The organism is Streptomyces sp. CA-278952, assembly GCF_028747205.1.
Lineage (GTDB): Bacteria > Actinomycetota > Actinomycetes > Streptomycetales > Streptomycetaceae > Streptomyces.
The window spans coordinates 1,640,181-1,661,290 of record NZ_CP112880.1; the positions used below are offsets into that span (position 1 = coordinate 1,640,181).

Annotated in this window: 17 protein-coding genes; 7 read left to right on the forward strand and 10 right to left on the reverse strand. The window is 72.2% G+C overall.

Annotated features, from left to right (window positions below):
• Positions 1–62 precede the first annotated feature (62 nt).
• From N7925_RS07090 to N7925_RS07120, 7 genes are read right to left on the reverse strand one after another with little or no spacing between them, the layout of a single operon-like run.
• On the reverse strand, positions 63–1,034 hold the full coding sequence (locus N7925_RS07090) for an ornithine cyclodeaminase family protein (protein ID WP_265598644.1): 972 nt from the start codon (positions 1,032–1,034) through the stop codon (positions 63–65).
• Positions 1,031–2,179, reverse strand: coding sequence for a proline racemase family protein (locus N7925_RS07095; RefSeq protein WP_274343381.1), 1,149 nt, complete (start codon positions 2,177–2,179; stop codon positions 1,031–1,033). Before N7925_RS07095 ends, N7925_RS07090 begins: the two co-directional genes overlap by 4 nt.
• Complete coding sequence (locus N7925_RS07100) at positions 2,176–3,177, reverse strand: proline racemase family protein (protein ID WP_265598646.1); 1,002 nt, start codon at positions 3,175–3,177, stop codon at positions 2,176–2,178. Before N7925_RS07100 ends, N7925_RS07095 begins: the two co-directional genes overlap by 4 nt.
• A gap of 1 nt (position 3,178) precedes the next feature.
• Positions 3,179–4,093 (reverse strand): dihydrodipicolinate synthase family protein, encoded by a 915-nt coding sequence (locus N7925_RS07105; protein WP_265598647.1) that lies wholly within the window; start codon positions 4,091–4,093, stop codon positions 3,179–3,181.
• Positions 4,094–4,102: 9 nt separating this feature from the next.
• Positions 4,103–5,545, reverse strand: coding sequence for an FAD-dependent oxidoreductase (locus tag N7925_RS07110; RefSeq protein WP_274343382.1), 1,443 nt, complete (start codon positions 5,543–5,545; stop codon positions 4,103–4,105).
• Entirely contained in the window at positions 5,538–5,792 is a 255-nt protein-coding gene (locus N7925_RS07115) for a (2Fe-2S)-binding protein (protein WP_274346416.1), read from the reverse strand. The genes N7925_RS07110 and N7925_RS07115 overlap by 8 nt, the downstream gene beginning before the upstream one ends.
• A 5-nt stretch (positions 5,793–5,797) precedes the next feature.
• On the reverse strand, positions 5,798–6,958 hold the full coding sequence (locus tag N7925_RS07120; RefSeq protein WP_274343383.1) for an NAD(P)/FAD-dependent oxidoreductase: 1,161 nt from the start codon (positions 6,956–6,958) through the stop codon (positions 5,798–5,800).
• 146 nt (positions 6,959–7,104) lie between these two features.
• On the opposite strand from N7925_RS07120, the gene N7925_RS07125 reads away from it, so the two are divergent.
• Positions 7,105–8,868, forward strand: a complete 1,764-nt coding sequence (locus tag N7925_RS07125; RefSeq protein WP_274343384.1) for an aldehyde dehydrogenase (NADP(+)) — start codon at positions 7,105–7,107, stop codon at positions 8,866–8,868.
• Here N7925_RS07125 and N7925_RS07130 read toward each other — a convergent pair.
• Together N7925_RS07130 and N7925_RS07135 are read right to left on the reverse strand one after the other, a co-directional pair.
• A complete protein-coding gene (locus N7925_RS07130) occupies positions 8,852–10,081 on the reverse strand; it encodes an FAD-dependent monooxygenase (protein ID WP_274343385.1) in 1,230 nt (409 codons plus the stop codon). The genes N7925_RS07125 and N7925_RS07130 overlap by 17 nt on opposite strands.
• Positions 10,078–11,475, reverse strand: a complete 1,398-nt coding sequence (locus N7925_RS07135; protein ID WP_274343386.1) for an MFS transporter — start codon at positions 11,473–11,475, stop codon at positions 10,078–10,080. Before N7925_RS07135 ends, N7925_RS07130 begins: the two co-directional genes overlap by 4 nt.
• 121 nt (positions 11,476–11,596) lie before the next feature.
• On the opposite strand from N7925_RS07135, the gene N7925_RS07140 reads away from it, so the two are divergent.
• The 4 genes from N7925_RS07140 (at position 11,597) to N7925_RS07155 (ending at position 16,305) form a co-directional block, all read left to right on the forward strand.
• Positions 11,597–12,259, forward strand: a complete 663-nt coding sequence (locus N7925_RS07140) for a TetR/AcrR family transcriptional regulator (RefSeq protein WP_265598653.1) — start codon at positions 11,597–11,599, stop codon at positions 12,257–12,259.
• Between the two features lie 446 nt (positions 12,260–12,705).
• Positions 12,706–13,491, forward strand: a complete 786-nt coding sequence (locus N7925_RS07145) for a hypothetical protein (RefSeq protein WP_274343387.1) — start codon at positions 12,706–12,708, stop codon at positions 13,489–13,491.
• Between the two features lie 27 nt (positions 13,492–13,518).
• On the forward strand, positions 13,519–13,914 hold the full coding sequence (locus tag N7925_RS07150) for a hypothetical protein (RefSeq protein ID WP_274343388.1): 396 nt from the start codon (positions 13,519–13,521) through the stop codon (positions 13,912–13,914).
• Between the two features lie 1,329 nt (positions 13,915–15,243).
• Complete coding sequence (locus tag N7925_RS07155) at positions 15,244–16,305, forward strand: fatty acid desaturase family protein (protein ID WP_274343389.1); 1,062 nt, start codon at positions 15,244–15,246, stop codon at positions 16,303–16,305.
• Positions 16,306–16,522: 217 nt separating this feature from the next.
• Here N7925_RS07155 and N7925_RS07160 read toward each other — a convergent pair whose 3' ends face one another.
• Complete coding sequence (locus tag N7925_RS07160) at positions 16,523–19,543, reverse strand: CHAT domain-containing protein (protein ID WP_274343390.1); 3,021 nt, start codon at positions 19,541–19,543, stop codon at positions 16,523–16,525.
• Between the two features lie 101 nt (positions 19,544–19,644).
• Here N7925_RS07160 and N7925_RS07165 point away from each other — a divergent pair, with 101 nt between their 5' ends.
• Positions 19,645–20,064, forward strand: a complete 420-nt coding sequence (locus N7925_RS07165) for a hypothetical protein (RefSeq protein WP_274343391.1) — start codon at positions 19,645–19,647, stop codon at positions 20,062–20,064.
• Positions 20,061–20,981, forward strand: coding sequence for a hypothetical protein (locus N7925_RS07170; RefSeq protein ID WP_274346607.1), 921 nt, complete (start codon positions 20,061–20,063; stop codon positions 20,979–20,981). The genes N7925_RS07165 and N7925_RS07170 overlap by 4 nt, the downstream gene beginning before the upstream one ends.
• Positions 20,982–21,110: the final 129 nt, after the last annotated feature.

Sequence of the window (21,110 nt, forward strand, 5' to 3'; positions counted from 1 at the left end):
GCGGCGTGTGGTGACGTAACGGCCCGCGAGGGGCACGGAGCCGGGCCGGCGTCGGCGGACACTCAGCTCCGCTCCCCCGGCGTCGCCTCCTTCCGCTCCTTCCGTTCCTTCCGCTCCTTCCGCCGGTGGGCCGCGACGGCGACCACCAGGTCCTGCCAGGCCATCCCGCACGTCTTCACGACCAGCGGGCGGTCGGTCGGGACGTCCCCCCATGAGGCGTTCAGCTCCGCCAGGGTGACGAGGTCGTCCGGGGCGAGCGCGCCCTCGTGGATCGCCATGACGACGTCGCCCGCCTCCCGGAGGGCGGTCGCGCGGCTCTCCACCAGGACGGTGGCACGCCCCATCAGCACGCTGTCGAGCTCCCGCGCGTCCGGTTCGTGCGAGCCGACCGCCAGCACCACCGCGCCGTCGCGCACCAGACGCCCGTCGACCACCGGTTCACGCGCGGAGGTAGCGGTGACGACGACGTCCGCGCGCCGCACCGCGGCCGCCGCTCCCCCGCCGCCGCCCGCCGCCAAGCGCCGGTCCGCCCAGCCGGGCACGGGCCCTCCGCTCCGGGTGACGACCGTGACATCGGCCACCGGAACATGGGCCCGTACGGCGGAGACGTGCCCCTCCCCTTGAGGGCCCGCGCCGAAGACCACCAGGCGCAGCCCCCCGCCCCCGCCGGCGAGCCCGCGCAGCCGGTCCAGACCGGCCGCGACCGAGACGGCGGGGGTGCGCAGGGTCGTCAGCGCCACCCCGTCCAGCAGGGCCACCGGCGTCAGGGTCGCGCTGTCGTGCAGCAGATACGTGGCGTTGATCCTCTGCAGCCCGCGCGCCGCGTTGCCGGGTGCGACGGTGGCGATCTTCACGCCGAACCAACCGCCGGACTCCGAGGGCATGAGCAGCCCCTGCCCGTGGGCCAGCGGCACGACCGCCCGCGGCACGTCGCCGTCCGGATCGAGCCCCCCGGCCAGCGCCTCCCGGATCGCGGCGACGGCGCCGGCCGGACCGAGCGCGGACACGTCCGCGGCGTCGAGCCTCACCGTCATCGCAGCACGAACCCGGGTACGAGGGTGTCGTCGGGATCGACCGTGAAGCGGCTCGTGCCGGTGGCGTACGCGGTGCCCGTCACGGCCGGGACGACCGCGGGGCGGCCGTGGGCCGTGGTGGACCGTTCGATCCGGGCGCGGAAGACGGAGCCCACCACCGACTCGTGTCTCAGCTCGTCGCCGAGGCGCAGTTCCCCGGCGTCGGCGAGGAGCGCCACCCGGGCCGCGGTGCCCGAGCCGCACGGGGAGCGGTCGACCTGGCCGTCCGCGAACACCGTGACGTTGCGGTGGTGCAGCAGCCGGGTGCCGTCGGGCCGTTCGACCTGGCCGCCGGCCTCCTCGGTGAACACCGTCCCGTAGACGCCGGACAGCCGGGCGTCCTCGGGGTGTTCGGCGGCGTGGGCGACGTTCAGCGCGTCGCGGATCTCGCGGCCGGCCGCGACGAGCGCGGTGACGTCCCGCGGCCGGACCCGCAGGCCGAGCCGGGACGCCGGGAGCACCGCGTACATGGCGCCGCCGTAGGCGATGTCGACGGTGACGGTGCCCTGCGAGGTGGCCACCTCGACGCCGCGCGCGTGGACATGGCCGGGGACGTTGACGAACGTCACGTCCGCGACCCGGCCGCCGGCCGTGCGCACGCTCGCCGTGACACGGCCGGAGGGGACGTCGATGACGACGTCCGTCGTGCCGTCGGCGGGCGCCGGGACCAGGCCGGTGGCGACCGCCCAGGCACCGAGGGCTATCGTGCCGTGCCCGCAGGCCGTGGAGAAGCCGTCCTTGTGCCAGAAGAGGGCGCCGAGGTGGGCCCCGGCGTCGTCGGGCGGCACCAGGAAGGCCCCGTACATGTCGGCGTGGCCGCGCGGTTCGCCGCACAGCAGGGCCCGGGTCCACTGCACCCCGGCGTCGGCCATGGCGGCCGTGCGGCGCTCGGCGACGGTGGGCCCGTGCCCGGTCACGGCCGGCGGGGCTGTGGGCACGATCCGGAACGGCTCGCCCCCGGTGTGCCAGTCGACCGTGTCGATCGGCACGGTGTACGCCGCCCCGGCCGTCCCGGTGCACGCGGTCCCGATCGGCACGGTGTAAGCCGTCGCTGCCGTCCCGGTGTACGCGGTCCCGATCGGCACGGTGTACGGATCGGAGGTCATACGGTGAATCCCGTCGGGTAGGGGTCCGTGGGGTCGAGCAGGTACTGCGCGGTCCCGGTGATCCAGGCGCGGCCGGTGACGGAGGGCAGTACGGCGGGCCTGCCGCCGACCGTGGTCTCCGCCAGGATCCGGCCCGTGAAACGGGACCCGATGAAGGACTCGTTGACGAAGTCCTGTCCGGTCTCCAGCTGTCCCCGCGCGTGCAGTTGGGCCATCCGGGCACTGGTTCCCGTCCCGCAGGGCGAGCGGTCGAACCAGCCGGGGTGGATGGCCATGGCGTGCCGCGAGTGCTCGGCGGTCGAGCCGGGCGCCTCCAGATAGACGTGGTGGCAGACGTCGATCGCGGGGTTCTCCGGGTGGACCACCGGGTTCCGCTCGTTGATCGCCCCCATGACGGCCAGGCCCGCCTCCAGCAGCCGCCCCTTCTCCGCCCGGCCGTAGGGGATGCCGAGGTCCTCGGTGCGCACGATGGCGTAGAAGTTGCCGCCGTACGCCATGTCGTAGCGGACCGGGCCGAACCCCTCGACCTCGACGACCTGGTCCAGCGCGTGGCTGTAGGAGGCGACGTTCTCCAGGGTGACGGACTCGGCGCGGCCGTCGCGCACGGCGACCCGTGCCGTGACGAGGCCCGCGGGGGTGTCGAGGCGGATGAGGGTCTCCGGTTCGACCGCCTCGACCATGCCGGTCTCCACGAGGACCGTCGCCACGCCGATGGTGCCGTGGCCGCACATGGGCAAGCAGCCGGACACCTCGATGAACAGCACGCCGAAGTCGGCGTCCGGCCGGGTCGGGGGCTGGAGGATCGCTCCGGACATGGCCCCGTGCCCGCGCGGCTCGCACATGAGCAGGGTGCGCAGTCCGTCGCGCTCCGCCTGGAACCGCTGCCGTCGCTCGGCCATCGTCGCGCCCGGCAAAACCCCCACCCCGCCGGTGATGACCCGGGTCGGCATGCCCTCGGTGTGCGAGTCGACCGCGTGGTAACAGACCGTGGAGCGCACGTCAGTTCACCCCCGCGTCGATGAGGGCCTGGGTGGCGGCGCGGACGACGGCCTCGGTCTCCGGGTCCAGGGTCTGCCGGGGCGGACGGCAGCCACCGCCGGTCCGGCCGATCATGTCCTGGCCGAGCTTGATCGCCTGGACGAACTCGGTCCTGCTGTCCCAGCGCAGTACGGAGTGGAGCTGTCGGTAGAGCGGGAGCGCGGTGTCGAGATCGCCGGCCAGCGAGGCGTTGTAGAGGTCGAGGCAGGCGCGCGGGAAGACCTGGGGGTAGCCGGCGACCCAGCCCTTGGCGCCGGCGACGCCGACTTCCAGGAGGGTGTCGTCGGTGCCGACGATCAAATCGAGCCCGGGGGCGAGTTCGTTGAGGGCGTAGCACCGGCGGACGTCGCCGGAGAACTCCTTCACGCCCACGATGAACCCTTCGGCGTGCAGCTTGGCCAGCAGCTCCGGGCGCAGGTCGACCTTGGTGTCGATGGGGTTGTTGTAGGCGGTGACGGGGAGGCCGGCGGAGGCGACCATCGCGTAGTGTTCCAGGACGGCCCGGTCGTCGGCCCGGTAGGCGTTGGGCGGCAGGCACATGACGGCCTGGCAGCCGGCGTCCTGGGCGAACCGCGCGTGCCGCCTCGCCTCGAGCGCGCCGTACGCTCCGACGCCCGGCATCACGGTGAAGCCCTCGGGGGCGTTGGCGACGGCGGTCTCCACGACGCGGTCGCGCTCCTCGTACGTCAGGGTCTGGTATTCGCCCAGCGATCCGTTCGGGGCGACGCCGTGCAGGCCTTGTTCGGCGAGCCAGGCGACGTTGTCCCCGTAGGCGCCGTGGTCGACGGCGAGGTCCGGGCCGAACGGGAGGCTCGTCGCGACGATGACCCCGTGCCAGGGCATGCGGGTGGGAACGGAGGTGCGGTCCAGATCCATGGGAACTCCTCAGATGGGGTCGGAAGTGGGCTCGACGGAATCGGCGAGCGCACCGAGGGTGACGGGGGTCGCGATCAGCCGCTCGGCGGGGGCGTACGGCTGATCGCGGGCGGAGACGAGGCAGTGGACGGCCGGCCCGCACATCCGGCCCTGGCACCAGCCCATACCGGCTCTGGTCAGCTGTTTGACCTGCCGGTGGTCGGCTGCCGCCTCGTCGGCGCGGGCGGACCGGACCGCCCCCGCGGTGACCTCTTCGCACCGGCAGACCGGTGTGTCGTCGGTCAGCCACGCGGGCCAGGCCGGGGGCAGGGGGTGGGCCTGTGCCATCGCCCGGGCGAAGGCGCGGTGCCGGGCCACCGCCCGGCGCTCCGCGGCCGGGCGGCGGGTGCCGGGCCGGCCGGGGGCGGCGAGGTCGGTGAGCACCGAGACGGCGGCGAGGCGCCCCTCGCTCACCGCGAGCGCGGCCCCGCCCACGCCGCAGGTCTCGCCCGCCGTGTACAGCCCGGGCACTGTGGTGCGCTGTCCGTCGTCGACGGCGGCGGCCATGGTGCCGTCGCCCGCGTCGGCGAGGTCGCAGCCGAGCGGGAGCAGCAGGTCGAGCTGGGGGACGAAGCCCCAGCCGACGCCCACGGTGTCGGCCTCGATCCGGCGTTCCGTGCCCGCGAGCGGGCGCCCGTCGGCGTCCAGAGCGGCGGTGCGCACGGCGGCGACCCGCCCCCCTGCTCCTTCGGCGCCGACGATCGCGGTGCGGGTGCGGACCGGGACGCGGTGCCGGGCGAGGGTGCCCGCGTACCGCGCGCCCTCGGCCCACTTGGCGGGGTTGCGCAGCAGGGCCGCGGGGTGGTGCAACCAGGCCGAGGGCGCCGCCGCTTCGCACACGGCGACGACCTTCGCCCCGCGGGCGGCGAGGGCGGCGGCGACCGGCAGCAGGAAGGGGCCCGTGCCGCCGAGGACCACCCGGCGGCCGGCGACGACTCCCCCGCCCTTGAGCAGTGACTGGAGCCCGCCGGCGGTGAGCACTCCGGGCAGGTCCCAGCCGGGGAAGGGGAGTTGGCGGTCGTACGCACCCGTCGCCACCAGCAGCGCCGGCGCGCGCAGCACGACGGCCCGCTCTTCGGGTGCCCGGCCGCGGTCCACGGCGTGGACGGTGAAGCCGTCCCCGTCGCGGGCCGTGGTCCACACATGGTGGTTCAGCAGCAGCGTGAGCCGTCCGGTGCGCTCGTGGGCGGAGAGGGTGGCGCACAGCGCCCGGTAGGTGCTCAGCCCGTGGTGCAGATCGGCGGTCGGAACGGCTTCCCGCGCGAGGAGCGGGGGGTGGCGCCAGAACTGGCCGCCCGGGGCGGCGCCCGAGTCGACGAGAGCGACCCGCAGCCCGCCGTCCAGGGCGGTGGCGGCGGCGGCCATGCCGGCCGGGCCCGCGCCCACCACCACGAGGTCACGGGGCTCACTCATCGTCGGCCTCCCCGGTCGTGACGGCCATGCCCGCGCGGGCCTGCACCAGGCAAGCGCGCTGCCCGCCCGTTCCATCGACGGTCACCAGGCAGTCGTAACAGACGCCGATCCCGCAGAAGATGCCCCGGGGCCGTCGGCCGTCCCGGGTGGTCCGCCAGGCGACCCGGCCCGAGGCGACGAGCGCGGCGGCCAGGGTCTGTCCCGGTAGGAACGGCAACGGCTCGCCGTCCACGGTGAACGCGTTCACTGCGGTCACTCGGGCACACCTCCGGGGTTGAGGAATCGGTCGGGCAGAAGGCCGGTGTGGGCGGCCGGATCGGCGCCCCGCCACGGGCGGCCGAGGAGCTGGGCGGTGACCAGGGCGCCGGTCCCGGGGGCGAGGCCGATGCCGGCGCCCTCGTGGCCGCACGCGTGGACGACACCGGGGACACGGGGGTCGGGGCCGATGACCGGCAGGTGGTCCGGGCAGTACGGCCTGAAGCCCCGGTAGGCACGGATCAGGTGGACGCCGCGCAGGAACGGGAAGAGGCGGCATGCCTGGGCGGCGAGCGTGGCCACCACGGCCGGGTTCATCGAGGTGTCGAAGCCGACGCGTTCGCGGCTGGCGCCGATCAGGATCGTGCCCGCGCGGGTGCCCTCCACGACGCACGACGTCTCCAGACCCTCGTCGCTGGAGGCGACGTTGGCCACGTAGTCGGCGGAGTAGACCTTGTGCCGGATCATCGGCGGCAGCGGCTCGGTGACGAGGACGAAGCCCCGGCGGGGCAGGATCTCGACGGGCGCGCCGAGGCGGCGGCCGACCTCGCCGCCCCAGGTGCCGGCGGCGTTGACCACGGCGTCGGCGGGGAGCACCCTGCCGTCGGTGGTGCGCACTCCGGTGATCCGGCCGTCGGCCCCGGTGACCGCGGCCGCGGCCTCGCCGGTCTGTGTCCGGGCCCCGTGCCGGACCGCGGCGCGCAGCAGTGCGGCCGCCGCGAGAACGGGCTGCACCTGGGCGTCCTGCGGGTAGTGGACGCCGCCGGGGAGGCCGGGCGCGCTGTGGGGTTCGAGTTCGCCGACGCGTTCGACTGCTTCGGTGCGGACGCCCGCGGCCGCCTGGCGCGCGGCGAACGCGTGGAGGGCGGTGAGGGCTTCGGGTGTGCTCGCGACGACGAGGCCGCCCTTGGCCTCGAACTCGACGGTCTCCGGGCCGAGTTCCTCACCGGCCTCGTCCCAGAGGTCCCGGCTGAGCCGGGCCAGCTCCAGTTCGGGGCCGGGCTCCTTGTCGGAGAGGAGGATGTTGCCCTCCCCCCGGCTGGTCGTGCCCGCTCCGACGGGACCACGGTCGAGGACCGTGACGTCGAGCCCCGCCGCGGCGGCGTGGAACGCGCACGCGGCGCCCACGATGCCCGCTCCGACGACGACGACTTTCATGGCCGCTCCTTAGTGCAATGTCACATGCCATTGCTTAGGCTATACATCCGGACGACCCGAGGACAACGCCACCGCTCCGGTGACTTTCACCCGGGCACCCGACGACGGCGCGCCGCCCACCGGCGCGCACAGGGAGACGCATCGCTGTGAACCCGACCGGAAACCCATCCCTGCCCGGGGAGCCGCCCCGGAACAGGCCCGCCCCCCTCAACGGCCCCACTCCCCCGACCGGCCCGGCCCCCCTGACCGGCGACTCACCCCCGACAAGGAACGCACTCCCGACCGAGAACGCACCCTCGACCGAGAACCCACTCCCGGCCGGGAGCCCACTCGCGACCGCGAACCCACTCCTGGCCGGGCACTCGCTCCTGGCCGGTCGCGCGGTCCCCGGCACCGGGAACGACGCCTGGCACGCGGTCGCCGCCGCGACCGGCGAACCGTTCGGCCCCCCGCACCGGGACGCCTCGGCGGAGCAGGTCGCCGAGGCGGCCCGGCTCGCCGCGGCGGACGCCCGCGCCTTCCGCGCCCTGCCGCCCGAGCGGCGGGCGGCCTTCCTCGACGCCTGCGCGGAGGAGATCGAGGCCCTGGGCGACGCCCTGCTGGAACTCGCCGCCCGGGAGACCGGGCTCCCGCCGGCCCGGCTGACCGGTGAACGGGGACGCGCCTGCGGGCAGTTGCGCCTCTTCGCCGACCTCGTCAGGAGCGGGGCCGCCCTCGGCGCCCGGATCGACTCCGGCCCCTCGGGCACGGACGTACGGCTCCGGCGCGTGCCTCTCGGCCCGGTGGCCGTGTTCGGTGCGAGCAACTTCCCGCTGGCGTTCTCGGTCGCGGGCGGCGACACCGCGTCCGCGCTGGCCGCAGGCTGCCCCGTGGTGGTCAAGGGGCACCCGGCGCACCCGGGCACCGGAGAGATGGTGGCCCGAGCCGTCACGGCCGCCGCCGCGCGCACCGGCATGCCGGCCGGTGTGTTCTCCCTGCTGGTGGGCCGGGGTCACGACGTCGGGCTCGCCCTGGTCGGCGATCCGCGGATCACCGCGGTGGGGTTCACCGGCTCCCGGACCGGCGGGCTGGCGCTGCTCGCCGCCGGCCGCTCGCGCCCGGTGCCCATCCCGGTCCACGCCGAGATGTCCGCGGTCAATCCCGTGATCATGCTCGACGGAGCCCTCGCCGAGCCGGAAGCCGCGGCCGACGCGTACGTGGCCTCGCTGACGGCCGGCGCGGGGCAGTTCTGCACCAACCCCGGCCTCCTGCTGCTGCCTGCCGGACCGGCGGGCGACGCCTTCCTCTCCGCCGCCGCCCGGGCCGTGAAGGCCGCGGAGGGGCAGGTCATGCTCACCCCGGACATCGCCCGGGCGTACACCGAGGGCGTACGGCGGTGGGAGGACGTACCGGGCGTACGGGAGGTGGCACGGGGCACGGCGGGGGCCGGTGCATACGCGCCGGCCCCCGTCGTCCTGGTGTGCGACACGGCCACGTACACCGCGCACACGGACCTCTCCGGCGAGGTCTTCGGCGCGGCGGGGCTCGTCGTGCGCTGGTCGGGCATGGACGAACTCCTGCACCTGCTGGAGGAGTTGGAGGGCCAGCTGACGGCCACCCTGCACGCGACGGACGCCGACCGGACGACGGCCCTCGGGCTGCTGCCTGTGCTGGAGGAGCGGGCGGGCCGCGTTCTGTGGGGCGGCTGGCCCACCGGCGTCGAGGTCTGCCACGCGATGGTGCACGGGGGGCCGTGGCCGGCGACGAGCTCGCCCGGAACCACGAGCGTCGGCACCCTCGCCGTCGAACGCTGGCTGCGCCCGGTCTGCTACCAGTCCTTCCCCGACGCCCTCCTGCCCCCCGAACTCCGCGACGACAACCCCCTGCGGGTCCCCCGGCAGACCGGCGCGACGCTCACCCCGGGAGCCTGAACTCCGGCAGCACCAGGGCCTCGTGGGCCGGCCGCCCCTCCACCGGGGGCGGCATGGAGCCCAGAGAGCGCAGCATGGTGTTGCGCTGCTCCAGCCCCCGGGCGGTGGCCGGGAAGAGGGCGGCCTCTCCCTTGCCGACCTGATCCTGGTTCAGGGTCACGAACGCACGGGTGTCGCGCTCGTAGGCGGCGAAGCCCGCGGCGTGATCCCGTTCGGCCGCCAGCGATCCGGCGAGCATGTACGCGCCGACCAGGGCGAGGCTGGAGCCCTGGCCGGTGAGGAAGGAGGGCGCGTACGCGGCGTCGCCCACCAGCGCGACCCTGCCGCTGGACCAGCGGTCCATGCGGATCTGGCTGACCACGTCGAAGAACAGGTCGTCCGCGTCGCGCAGGGCGGCGAGCATGCCCGGGACCTCCCACCCCGCACCGTCGAAGACCTCGGCTACCAGGTCCCGTTGGGCCCCCGGGTCACGGAACGCGTCGAACGGCGGTTGGGTGCGGGCGAAGGTGAGGAAGCCGTGCACGTCTCCGTCGTCGCCCACGGCGTACAGCACGGCGGCCCGCCCCGGGGCGTTCCACATCACGGTCTCGCGGACGAGCCCGAAGGTGTTGCGCAGGGTGAACCCGGCGAAGCAGTGACCGAGATAGCGGTGGAACCGCTCCTCGGGTCCGAACAGGAGCGCGCGGGTGTGCGAGTGCAGCCCGTCCGCCGCCACCACCAGGTCGAACGTACGGCTGCCTCCCCCGCGGAAGGTGACGTCGACCCCGTGGCGGTGCTGGGCGAGAGTGTCGATGGAGTCGTCGAACAGGAACTCCACGTCGTCGCGGACGGCCTCGTGGAGCGCCCCGGCCAGCGCCCCGCGTCGCACCTCCAGGTCTCTTCCCGCGACCCCGCCGGTGACGGCGTGCGGGTCGACCGAGGCCACCCGGGAGCCGTCCTCGTCGAGGAAGGTCAGCCGTCGCAGATCGATGTGCGCGTCCCGCAGCCGGGGCAGGATCCCCATCCGCCGGACGACGTCGAGCGCGGTGCCGCGCACATCGATGGGATAGCCGCCGTCGCGGACCGTGCCCGCCTTCTCGACCACCGTGACCGCGAATCCGTAGCGGTTCAGCCAGTACGCGAGGGCGGGCCCCGCGATGCCGGCCCCCGATATCAGGACCGTACGGCCCCGGGCGGCGGCGGGACCGTTCACCAACATGTCGACGCGGGTCATTTCTTGACTCCTTTGCTCAGGGTGCGGACGACGAGCAGGGACAGCGCCGTGACGGCTCCGGCCAGGACGAAGCCGACGACATAGGCCGATTCGGCCGGGAGGTCCGACCCGGCGGGGGTCCTGGCAGTGAGGATCGCGCCGCTGATCTGGACCCCCACGGCGAAGCCGATCACGCGCGTCACCAGGACCAGGCCGGTGGCGATGCCGGTGTCACCGCGGTCGACGGAGGTGGCGGTGCTGGTCACCATCGCCGTGACGCAGAGCCCGTTGGCGAGCGCGATGAGCATCTTGCCGACGACGAGGTGCCAGACCTCGGTGTGGACGGCCGCCAGGCCGAACAGGCCGGCGGCCATGACGAGAACCCCTACGGTGACCACGGCACGCGAACCGAAGCGCCGCGCCCCGAACCCGCCGGCCGGCCCGGCCAGTGACGCGGCCACGGCCCCGGGCAGCAGGAAGAGGCCGATCTGCGTCGCGCTCGCCCCGAACCCGTACGCGTCGGCGGGTACCGCGAACAGCGCCGGGACGAGATAGGCCGCCACCGACGTACCGACGCAGATCATGAACGTCAGCACGCACGCTTTCCACACCTCGGGCCGCCCCACCATGCGCAGATCGACCATCGGCGAGGCCGCGCGCCGTTCGACGGCCACCCACCCGGTCGCGAAGGCGGCCAGCAGCACGAGGAGGGCGACGAGCACGAGGGGACGCGCGACGATCTCGGGCGCCAGCGCCAGAACGAGCATGAGGGTGACGAGCGTTCCGCTCAGGAGGACCAGGCCGGGCCAGTCGATCCCGGCGCCGTCCGGCCGGCGCGGCGGATCCTGCGGCATCAGCCGGTGCACCAGCACGGTGGCCCCGATGACCGCGAACGTGGGCAGCGCGAACATCCAGTGCCGGGACAGCCCTTCGGCCACGGGACCGGCCGCCAGCGTCCCCGCCATCGTGCCCCCGACGAACAGTCCGCTGACCACCCCGATGGCCACCTTGGACTCGCCCTCGGGGAGGTGTTCGCGCACGAGGATGAACGACAGGGGCAGCGCGCCCACCATCGCGCCCTGGAGTATCTGGCCGAGCAGCAGCACCGGCAGGTTCGGCGCCAGGGCGGACACCAGACCCCCGGCACAGACGACCACCATCAGCCGGACGAGGACCCGTTTCCCGCCGTAGCGGTCGCCTAACTTCCCGGCCACCGGCGTGATCAGCGCGCCGGTGACGAGGAGCACGATGCTGAGCAGCGCCCCTTCGGCGTGACTCATGTCCAGCTCACGCCGCAGGAGCGGGAGCGTCGGCGTCACCACCGATTCCAGGGCGCCGGTGGCCAGCGCCAGGATGCCGAGGGAGCGGACGGCGGCCTTGCCGATACGGAGCGGAGGAGCCGAAGTCGTGGTCATGGAGGTCCTTTCCGTCACGGCCCGGCGGGACGGAGCCGACCGCACACGGAGGGACGCGCACGGGACTCACCGGACCAGAACTACACTACACCGTGCAGTGTAGAACGGTTAGGATGAGCCCATGCCGATCACCAAGACCCTGCGCGAGGGGTCCTCGCAGAAACGGGCCGCCATCCTCTCGGCGGCCAGGGAACTGTTCCTCGCCGACGGCTTCGACCGCTCCAGCGTCGACGCGGTCGCCGCCCGGGCGGAGGTGTCCAAGCGGACGGTCTACGACTACTTCGGCGACAAGCGGACCCTGCTGCGGGCGGTCGTCGACTCGGTCGGCCAGTCGCTGGTCACCACGGTCCGGCGCACCCTCGACGACACCCTCGCGGACCTGACCGAGCCCGCCGAACTGGAGGACGGCCTGGTCGCGTTCGCGCTGCGCATCGCGACCGACATGCTCGGCTCGGCGGAGTACACGACACTGCAACGCCTGGTCCGGACGGAGTCCGGCCAGCTGCCGCAGCAGGACTACAACCCCATGGCGGACACTCCCGACGAGGCGATCGCCGAGCGGTTCGCGGCCTTCGCCGAGGCCGGGCTGCTCGACGCCCCCGACGCCCGGCTGGCGGCCGACCAGTTCCTCGCGCTGACCTTCGGCGTCGCACTGGACCGCCTCGGCTCCGCGAACGCCGCACAGGACCCCCGCGTACGCCCTCTCGTCGTCGAGGGAGTACGGACGTTCCTCCGCGCATACCGGGCCGATCGGGGCGCGGGCAGCACGGGCAGCACTGCCTGAGACGGGCGGGGCGCGGGCGTCACGGTCGACGGCCTGATCGAGCCTCGGGCGTAGGACCAGGCAGGGGCGGTCGATGGCGCGATCCGACGAGGTTCCGGCTCCACCACCGGTCCGGACCAGGAGGTTTCGTCATCATCGGCGACCTGCTGCGGAAGTCGGTAGCACCGCCGGAGGCAGCCGCGGCCCTCTACCGCGCGGCAGCACGAATTCCGGGCGTTGTCGCCGTGCTGCTCAAGGAATCCGCCTGGCCTGGGGCCAAGCCGGCACAGCGGTCGATGCAACGGCCATCACCGCAAGCGGCTTCACGGACAAACTCGGCGAAAGGCCTCTTCGGACGGTCGACGGAGGACGGGAGAAGAGAGCACGGGTGATGAAGCGTGCCCCTCCGACAACACTGACAACACCGAAAGCTCCGGTAACTCCGGTAACAGGGAGCGTTTCCTCCGATGACCGCACAGCACGCATCCCGTGAGCCCAGCGGGCCCGAAACCGCCGCGGCCATGGACGTCACGCCGTTCAAGCCTTCTCTCGTCAGAGTGGTCTTCAGGACGGTAACCCCGATGCACATCTCCAGGCAGGCAGCGTGGGCCGCCGCATCGGTGACGCGAACAGTGCTGGCGGAGATCATCGACGGCGCGAGGGGAGCGGCGGCGCACGAGGCACGGAAGAAACTGCTCCCCCGGGACCTTCTCTCGGCGATCGACCGGAACGTCGAGCTTGAGGTGGGAGTCAAGTGGTACGACCACAGCCCGACGTTTCACGGTCTGACCGGTGTCCTGTACGACGCTGACGGTGCCATGGTGGCTGCTGGAAAGCGCAGCAGGTCACGCAGACCGAGTGCTCTGGTCGGCGCCCACAGATTCGAGGCCGGAGTAAAGAAAATACTACGCAGCCAGGTGGCGACGGCCACCCCCGCGATGGTCCGCGACCTGGACGGCATAGCGAGCACATTCCTGACGGACCTCGCCCGGGACGCGGCCACGATCGTCCGCGAGGGCGCGGGCAACCGTTTCGGTACGGTCACCCTGGCGGAATCGGATGAATCCGCCCCGCCCCCGCTCCTCATGGATCCCCTCCGGACCCCGTCCGCCCGCAGAGGGGGCACTCGGACCATCGGCAGGGATGACGTCCTGGCCGCCGCCACTGTCCAGTTGTTCGGCTGCAACCTCAGACAACGAGCCCTCACCGAGGCGCACAGGGCGGCACAGAAAAAGCCGGCAGGACAAGAGTAGGAGAGTTCCGTATCCGATGGAACGGATATGGCAGGCATCCCGATCATCATCACGAGCGCAAGGCAGCATCTTCAGGTGAAACCACACTTTACGAACATTGAGCGAATTCCGGATCAAGAAATATCGTCAAAGGAAATACGATACTTGGCGCTAGTCCAGGTTGACCTCATGGCACTCTATCGCCGTTGGGGGCGGCCCGATATCGGAGTGGACTCACTCGCTGAATGGTTGTGCTTCGCTTTTGCGTTGCCCAGCGGAGAAAAGTTCACCCTGCAGCGAGAAGCTTACCATCCACCTACGCCCGGCTTTCTCCTCAGCGTGACCAACGCACTCTTCTCCGCAGAGGCGGCGGGGCACGTTATTGAAGCGCTTGACATTTCAGAGGCATCCGCAATCGAGTTGAGTGCCGAAGTGGCGAACTAAACTCAGTTCCGAAACGGCTCACCGGATTCAGAGGCGAGTCGCTTCGGGTCTTCCAGTCGCCAGGAGCGGAAAGTTGGTCACCAGAGCATTTCGAGCATCGTCGGCGACACAGACGAAGCAGGTGACGGCCCTCGCAGAATCGCGCGTGACTTGAACTCTCCAGAGGAAGGGCCAGGAAGGTGACGCGACCGCGATGGTCGATCGCGTTGGCCCTGCGACTCCACCTGAGCGTCACCTGCCCTCGGCTTCGCGTCGCAGCTCGCGGTCTTGGCGCCGCCTGACCTGCCCACACTCGCCTGGTACCCCTTCAGAACAAGCGTCAGGACATCGCCCGTAGCGCCCCCATCGCCCCTCATGCCCACGCACAAAATCACAGGTCAGCCACCCTTTGCGACCGGCTTGTCAGCCATCCGGGTGCCGGAGCGTCAAACAAGCGTCAGCGCATAACCTGCTCGACAGCCGTCGAACGCGGGCGACCCGCGTGCATCGACCCGCGTGCATCGACCTGCGGAACCTCTCCAACACCGGCTCGGCACCTCCGCCCGAGGCCCCCGCATCCGGCACGTACGGGTGCGGACGACTTCGGGCCGCGCTCACCGCCCAGCAAGGCCGGTCGAAGTCGAGCACTCCGGGCAGTCCGAACAGTTCGCGGTGCACGGCGGCGAGCTCGCCGACAAGAACGGTGTCGTTGACGGGCGCCGGGTAGTCCGACCGGACACTGCCCCCGGCGTGGCCGGGCAGCCGGCGACGCCCAGTTCGCGCCGCACGACGCGCACTGGGCTCCTGGCAACCGGGGTCACGACCAGGATCACCGGCCCGCCGGGAGCGTTCGCGTGTGGTCCCCCCTCCTCCGTGAAGTGGGCCCAGGCTCAGGGGGTCATCCGCACCACGGCGGTGGCTCCAGAGCGACCCGCACAGGGGGGTGCCTCTCAGCGTGCACGCGGATCGAGCATGCGGCAGAAGCGTGGCCTGATTCCGACCACATCCGGCCCCTACAACGCCTTGTGTACCCTGAAGTCAGGACGCCCCGGTGCATGGCTGCTCTTCCCTGGCCCTGGGGAGAGATACGGGCGTCCGCGCCGATTTTGTGACGCGCGCTGAATGCCAGTGCTGTGCCAGCACAGTGTGGAACCGATCTGTTGGACACCTCGCCACGGCGGCGTCGCAGATTCAATCCCCCTACCGCCCCGACCCGACTTCATGTGCGACGTGCCGTTGTGACGTCATCCGCACGCGGGCCGGCGCCGGAAAACGAGGCATCATGCCGACCACTCACCCTCCTTCGACGCCCGTCAGTTCCTGCTCCGTTCGCGGACGACAGGACCGACGATGACCACAGACACGAAACACCACGCGAGCGACACTGCCCCGACTCGGGAACGACGAGCGGGCAGTGACTTCTCGCGTCTCTCCAAACAGATCAAGGACGCGGGGCTGCTGCGGCGGCGCCCCTTCTACTACGGCGTGCGCATGGCGCTGGTGACCGCGGCCTACGCGGTCGGCTGGCTGGCCTTCGTGACGGTCGGCGACAGCTGGTGGACGCTGCTCACCGCTGTGTTCCTCGCTGCGGTCTTCGGGCAGGTCGCGCTCGTCGCGCACGACGTCGGTCATCGTCAGGTGTTCCGGCGTAGCCGTTCGAGCGCGCTGATCGGGCGGCTCGCCGCCAATATGGGGATCGGCATGGGGTACGGCTGGTGGCAGGACAAGCACTCCCGCCACCACGCGAACCCCAACCACGAAGAGCTCGACCCGGACGTGGCGCCCGACATTCTTGTCTGGAGTCAGGCACAGGCCCACAAGGCCACTGGTCTGCCCCGAATGCTTGGCAGGATACAGGCGTACCTGTTCTTCCCCCTGCTGACGCTGGAGGGCTTCAACCTGCACGTCGCGGGCATGCGAGCGCTGGCGGACCGTAGCCTCAAGCACCGCCGGATCGAGGGAACTCTTCTCGTCACTCACTTCGCCCTGTATCTCGGCGCACTGTTCCTCGTGTTGTCCCCGGGGAAGGCCGTGGTGTTCCTCGTCGTGCACCAGTGCCTCTTCGGGGTCTACCTGGGAGCCATCTTCGCCCCGAATCACAAGGGAATGCCGACGCTCACCGGCGGTGACCGGCCCGACTTCCTGCGCCGGCAGGTCCTCACTTCCCGCAACGTGCGCGGAAACTGGTGCACGGACGTGGTGCTGGGCGGACTGAACTACCAGATTGAGCACCACCTGTTCCCGAGCATGCCCTCGCCGAATCTGCGCAAGGCACAGCTACTCGTGCACCGTTACTGCGACGAGCTGGGCGTGGCCTACCTTCAGACCTCGCTCATCGCCTCCTACGGGCAAGCGCTCAGGAGCCTGCACCGGGCAAGCAGCCCGCTGCGGCAGCAGTCACGTCTCGTCTGACGCCCAGGTGATGGGCGCACTCGCCCGGCCCGGACCGGCCGGGCGTGAGCGGCGGCCGTCGGGTCGTCGGCGGTACAGACCGCGTGCTCCGGACATCCTGGAGCTCGGTCTCAGTCCACACCTCGCGCAGCCGGTGCACGGCCTGTACGGCGGTCCGCCAGTCTCCGTTCGACTCCTGGGCTGGGCGGATATTCACTCGGACTTCGAAACAGGCTCTTCATGCCCCGTAGTGCACGTGCGCGCCCCACAACGTCGGAGTGTCGGGGTTCTGTTCGCGTCGGGCGCGGACCGCCTCGTGGAGGGCATGAGCGGCCCCCAAGGCGCCGGACCCGCTGGAGAAGTCCGGATCAGTCGTCACGTTCGCGTAGAAGTCCTTCGCGATCTCGGCGGCCTCCTCGTCGTCCACGGGCCAGAGCGTCCCGATCACTTGGGTGAAGCCCGCCGTATGGAAGGCACCGGTGATGTGCATCGCCTCGTCGGCCAGTGCGTCGCGCCCACGCAGCGTGTCGCACGCGGAGAGGTAGGCCAGCTCTGCCTGGTCCAGCCGGAGCCGGGCAATGTCCGCCGTGGTCAGCAGGCGTTCGGCATGGTCGTGAAGCAGCAGGTGGCCCCCGGAGTCGGCGTCTGCGGCGCTGACCGCGTGGCAGGCGATATGGGCCCACGTGTGATGGGGCAGGGCGTCGAGCACGCTTCGGTAGTTCGCCCGAGGGCCGGTCAGTGTCAGCTCCACCGGCAGGTGCTGCGCCAGTGCGCGGGTCTCGCTCTCGGCCCGGCCCAGCTCGGCGGCGCCGGGAGTGTGGCGCAAGGCGACGGCGAGCGTGCGGCGGGTGGGCGAGGAGGGACGTGCGCGGGCGCGCACCAGCTCGCGGACTGTGGTGGTGTACGAGGACACGACCCGGTCCAGCGTGTTCGCACCCGGTGTCGCCGACAGACCGGCGGCGTGCAGCGGCAGGACGGTGAGCGGCCCGGTCGGGACCCACCACATCCGGGGTGGTGTCCGGCCCTCGGGTGGGGCCCCGGTGAAGCCGAGGGCGCCCAGCACCGGTTCGGCAACGGCTTCCCAGAGCCAGGCGAGCGTCCGGACGATGTCCTGCTGCGCCGCCGCCTGTTCGGTGAGGGGCAGTCCGGTGCCGGTTGCCTTGCGCAGGTTCTCCGTGAAGGCACCGGATTCCCGCAGCAGGTCGTCGTAGTGCACGCGCGGCAGCGGCAGCGCCCGCAGGTGTCCGTGCTGGAGCAGTAACGCGTGGCATCCGAGGGCACTGACGTTGATGACGGCGACGGCACCGTGCGCGCCCGCCTCGGCCGCCAGCCGGACGGGGTCGGGGGGCTGGAGGAAGCCGGAGAATCCGGGCGTGTCACGCACCGTGCGTATGAGGTCCTCCCACTGGGCGGCCAGCGCGTGCCGTTCCCCACCCGCCAGGGGAACGGCACCGTGCGACACGTCGGCGGCGAGTGGCGGCGGCGAGAAACTGGCCACCTCCGGGCGGTCCAGCTCGCGGCACAACTCTTCGTACCGCTCGGCGAGTCGGGGGTGGCGGACGCGTAACTCGGTCACATCGGTACGCGCGTCGAGAGCCTGGCCCAACATGACGCCACGGCCCTGTTCCAGCTGGCGCAGCGCGGCGTACGGGTCGGGCGGGAGCAGGCTGAGCGAGCAGGCGGCGGCATCACGGGCGAGGCCGACGCTCTGCCCCAGTTGCCGCTCCCGGTCGCCGCGCGGCAGGGACTGCGTGCTCAGGCGCGGCATCAGTTCGAGGGCGAGATCGAAGGCCGTCTGTGCCTTCTTTCGTGCCCGATCGGCCCGTTCGCCCGTGTCCGACATGGCCTCCAGCATCCACAGGGCGGCGAGCATGCGTGCCGCGTGGACACGTAGCCGGACGGCCAGGGTGGTGTCGTGAGCGGACGAGTCGATGTCGTCCACGAGCCGCCGCGGGGAGGTGCTCCTGCTGGTGCCGGTCAGGCCCGCCTGGGCGAATCTGGCCGATGTCAGATGGGTCTGGATGATTCCGTGCATCACGTGACCGGGCGGTGTGGCGGCAGCCGCCTCCTCGGCCGCACGGACCGAAGCCTTCAGCCGGTCCCGGTTCTCCTTCGATAGCCCTCGCGAGAAGGTGATTTTCAGGAACTCCGGGAGCGGCATCAACAGGGCGTCGGGGTCGGACAGATGGCGCAGGCCCGCCGCGTGTTCGAACTCGGCGCGGGTGGCGGCGGCGTGCGCCGCGAGCCGTTCGACACGGTTGGGGTGACTCCGGGGAGTGGCGGCCAGCGCGCTACGGGACGCCGATACGGCCGCAGTGAGGTCGCGGAGGTCCCCACACGCACGGTAGAGATCTTGCAGAACGAGGCTGAGGTTGGACTGGAAACGCGCCCAGGTGGGATGTGTCGGCGCCGTCCCCGCCAGGGCCTCACGGGCCAGGTCGGCGGCGCGGGCCAGTGTCCGGGCGTCTTTGTCGCGTGCCCACGCATGGTGCATGCGCAGCGCCTCCGCGAGGTTGGAGGCGGCCATGGTGACGTCGCTGCGTCGGCCGCCCGCCCGGGCCAGACTCAGTGACTCCTCCAGCGTCCTGATGGCCTCGCCGAGTGCCGAGGAGTCCTGGTATGCCTCGGCCTTCGACTTCAGGGCGCCGGCCAGGGTGTTGAGCCGCGACGCCCGGATCGGGTCGCCGGGCGAGGTGTCCCTCAGTGCCGCGCGGATCTCCTCGATGGCTTCGTCCAGGTCGGCGGGGCCGGTGGCGGCCGACCAGCGGGTGACCAGCGCCCCCGTGAGGTTGGCCCGGCAGGCGGGCACCATGGGGTGGTAGGGGGGCGCGGCGGCGACGGCGTCGCGCAGGTGGGCGACGGCCTGGTCGATGTCCGCACGCCGGCCGAAGCGTTCGTAGCGCGACCAGCCGCACTTGCCCAGTCCGTTCAGCGCGGCGGCGCGCAGTTCCCCCGGTTCGGCAGTGCGCAGCACGCGGGTGAAGAGCCGTACCGCCTCGTCGAGGTGGCGTTGCTCGTGCGTGACGTCGAACATCTCGTGCAGTTGCTCGCCGCGTCCGATCGTCTCGATCGCCTCGTCCGAGGAGCCGGATCCCGGTGTCCGGAACGGACCGGCCGACGGCGTCGGGCCGCCGAGGTTCAGGGGAGGGACAGGACGGCCGTCGGACTCCATGCCGAAGAGCGCAATCAGGGCGGCCAGGGCCTCTTCCTCCTCGCGCTGCTTCGCCCGCCTGCGCTTTCCGCCGCGCTTTCCGAACATGGCCGCGCCCCCGTTCGCCCGCGCTCCTCAGTGCCGGGACAGCGTCCCGTTCACCCAACTAGCATTGAAGCAGGGGACGCTGAGGAAGCACAGGGGGTCGTGTGGCAGCAACAGCGGCATCGGACGGTGGTGGCACGACCTCCTCCAGGGCCGTGCTCGCCCGGATCTGCGTCGAGATGGAGGAGATCCTGACGCTCGCCGGCGCTGCGGGAGAGGCGGCGGGCCTGGAGGCCGAGCGCATCCTCGGCGTACTGCGCGAAGGCGGCGACGTCACGGGCGCGCAGGGCGACCTGCACCGGCTGCTGCGGCGTGTCGGCGTCGCCGCAGGACTCAACGGCATTACCCGCGGCGCGGGCGTCGGCGGTCTGCCGGCCGTCCGGGGACACCCGGTCGCGCCGCCCGTGCTGGTCTGCCCGGTCGGCCGCTGCTCGCGCGCCGTCCTGCTCGACGACCCGCCGCAGGTGCCCCGTGAATGCCGGCTGCACGCGCAGCGGCTGCGCCGACTCGACTCCCCCGCGTGAACGGCCTGCTGTCGGAGCTGGGCAAGAGCCTGGCCACCCGCTGGCTCAGCTATCTAGTGCCGACGAGTCTGCTTTTCCTGGGGGCCGTGGGAACGGGGGCGGTCCTTGGTCACCGGCGGTGGTACGACCTGCCGGCGGTCGTGCGCCGCCTCGACACCCTGGCCTCCCGCCCCGGCGAACGGTCGCTGGGCACGGCGCTGGCGGTCGCGGCCGGGATCGTCCTGCTGGCCGTGGCAACGGGGCTGCTGGTACGGGCGCTGGGCGGAGGCGTCGACCGGCTGTGGATCGGCGACTGGCCACGCGTACTTCGGTGGCCCGGTGCACGACTGACCCGCCGCCGGAGAGCGCGGTGGACCCTCGCCGACGAGCGGGTCAGGGAGGGCTGGCGTGCTCACGCCCGGCTCCTCGACATCCCGGAAAGCGGCCGGACGGAGTTGAGCGACCAGGAACCGGCACGGTTGATCGCGGAGCGCGACCGCGTCTGTCTCGTCCCACCGGAGGGGCCCACGTGGGCGGGTGACCGCGTCCGCGCGGCGGACCGGAGGGTCCTCACCACGTACGGCCTGGATCTGGGTGCGGCCTGGCCCCGACTGTGGCTGCTGACCTCCGAGGGCATCCACGCAGAGTTGCGCACGGCGCGCCAGGCGTACGACGCGGCCTCCCAGCTCGTCGCCTGGTCAACGCTCTATCTGACACTCGCCGCGTGGTGGTGGCCCGCGCTCCTGATCGCGGCAGCCACCTGCGCGGTCGGCATCCGGCGCGGCCACGCGGCGATGGAGACGTTCTGCCTGCTGGCCGAGTCCGTGGTCGATCTTCACGGGCGTGATCTGGCTTCCGCACTCGGATTCCCCCACGCGGGCCCACTGCGCCCAGGCGTCGGACGGAACGTCACCATCCAGCTGCGCAAGGACGTGTGAGCGGACCCGCTGCGCGGCCTCCGCGCTCATTCCCTCCAGCAGGGCCTCGAAGGCCCCGGCGTCACACCACTGCCGGAAACGGTTGTGGACGGTCGGCCAGGCGCCGAACTCCGCCGGCATCACGAGGTG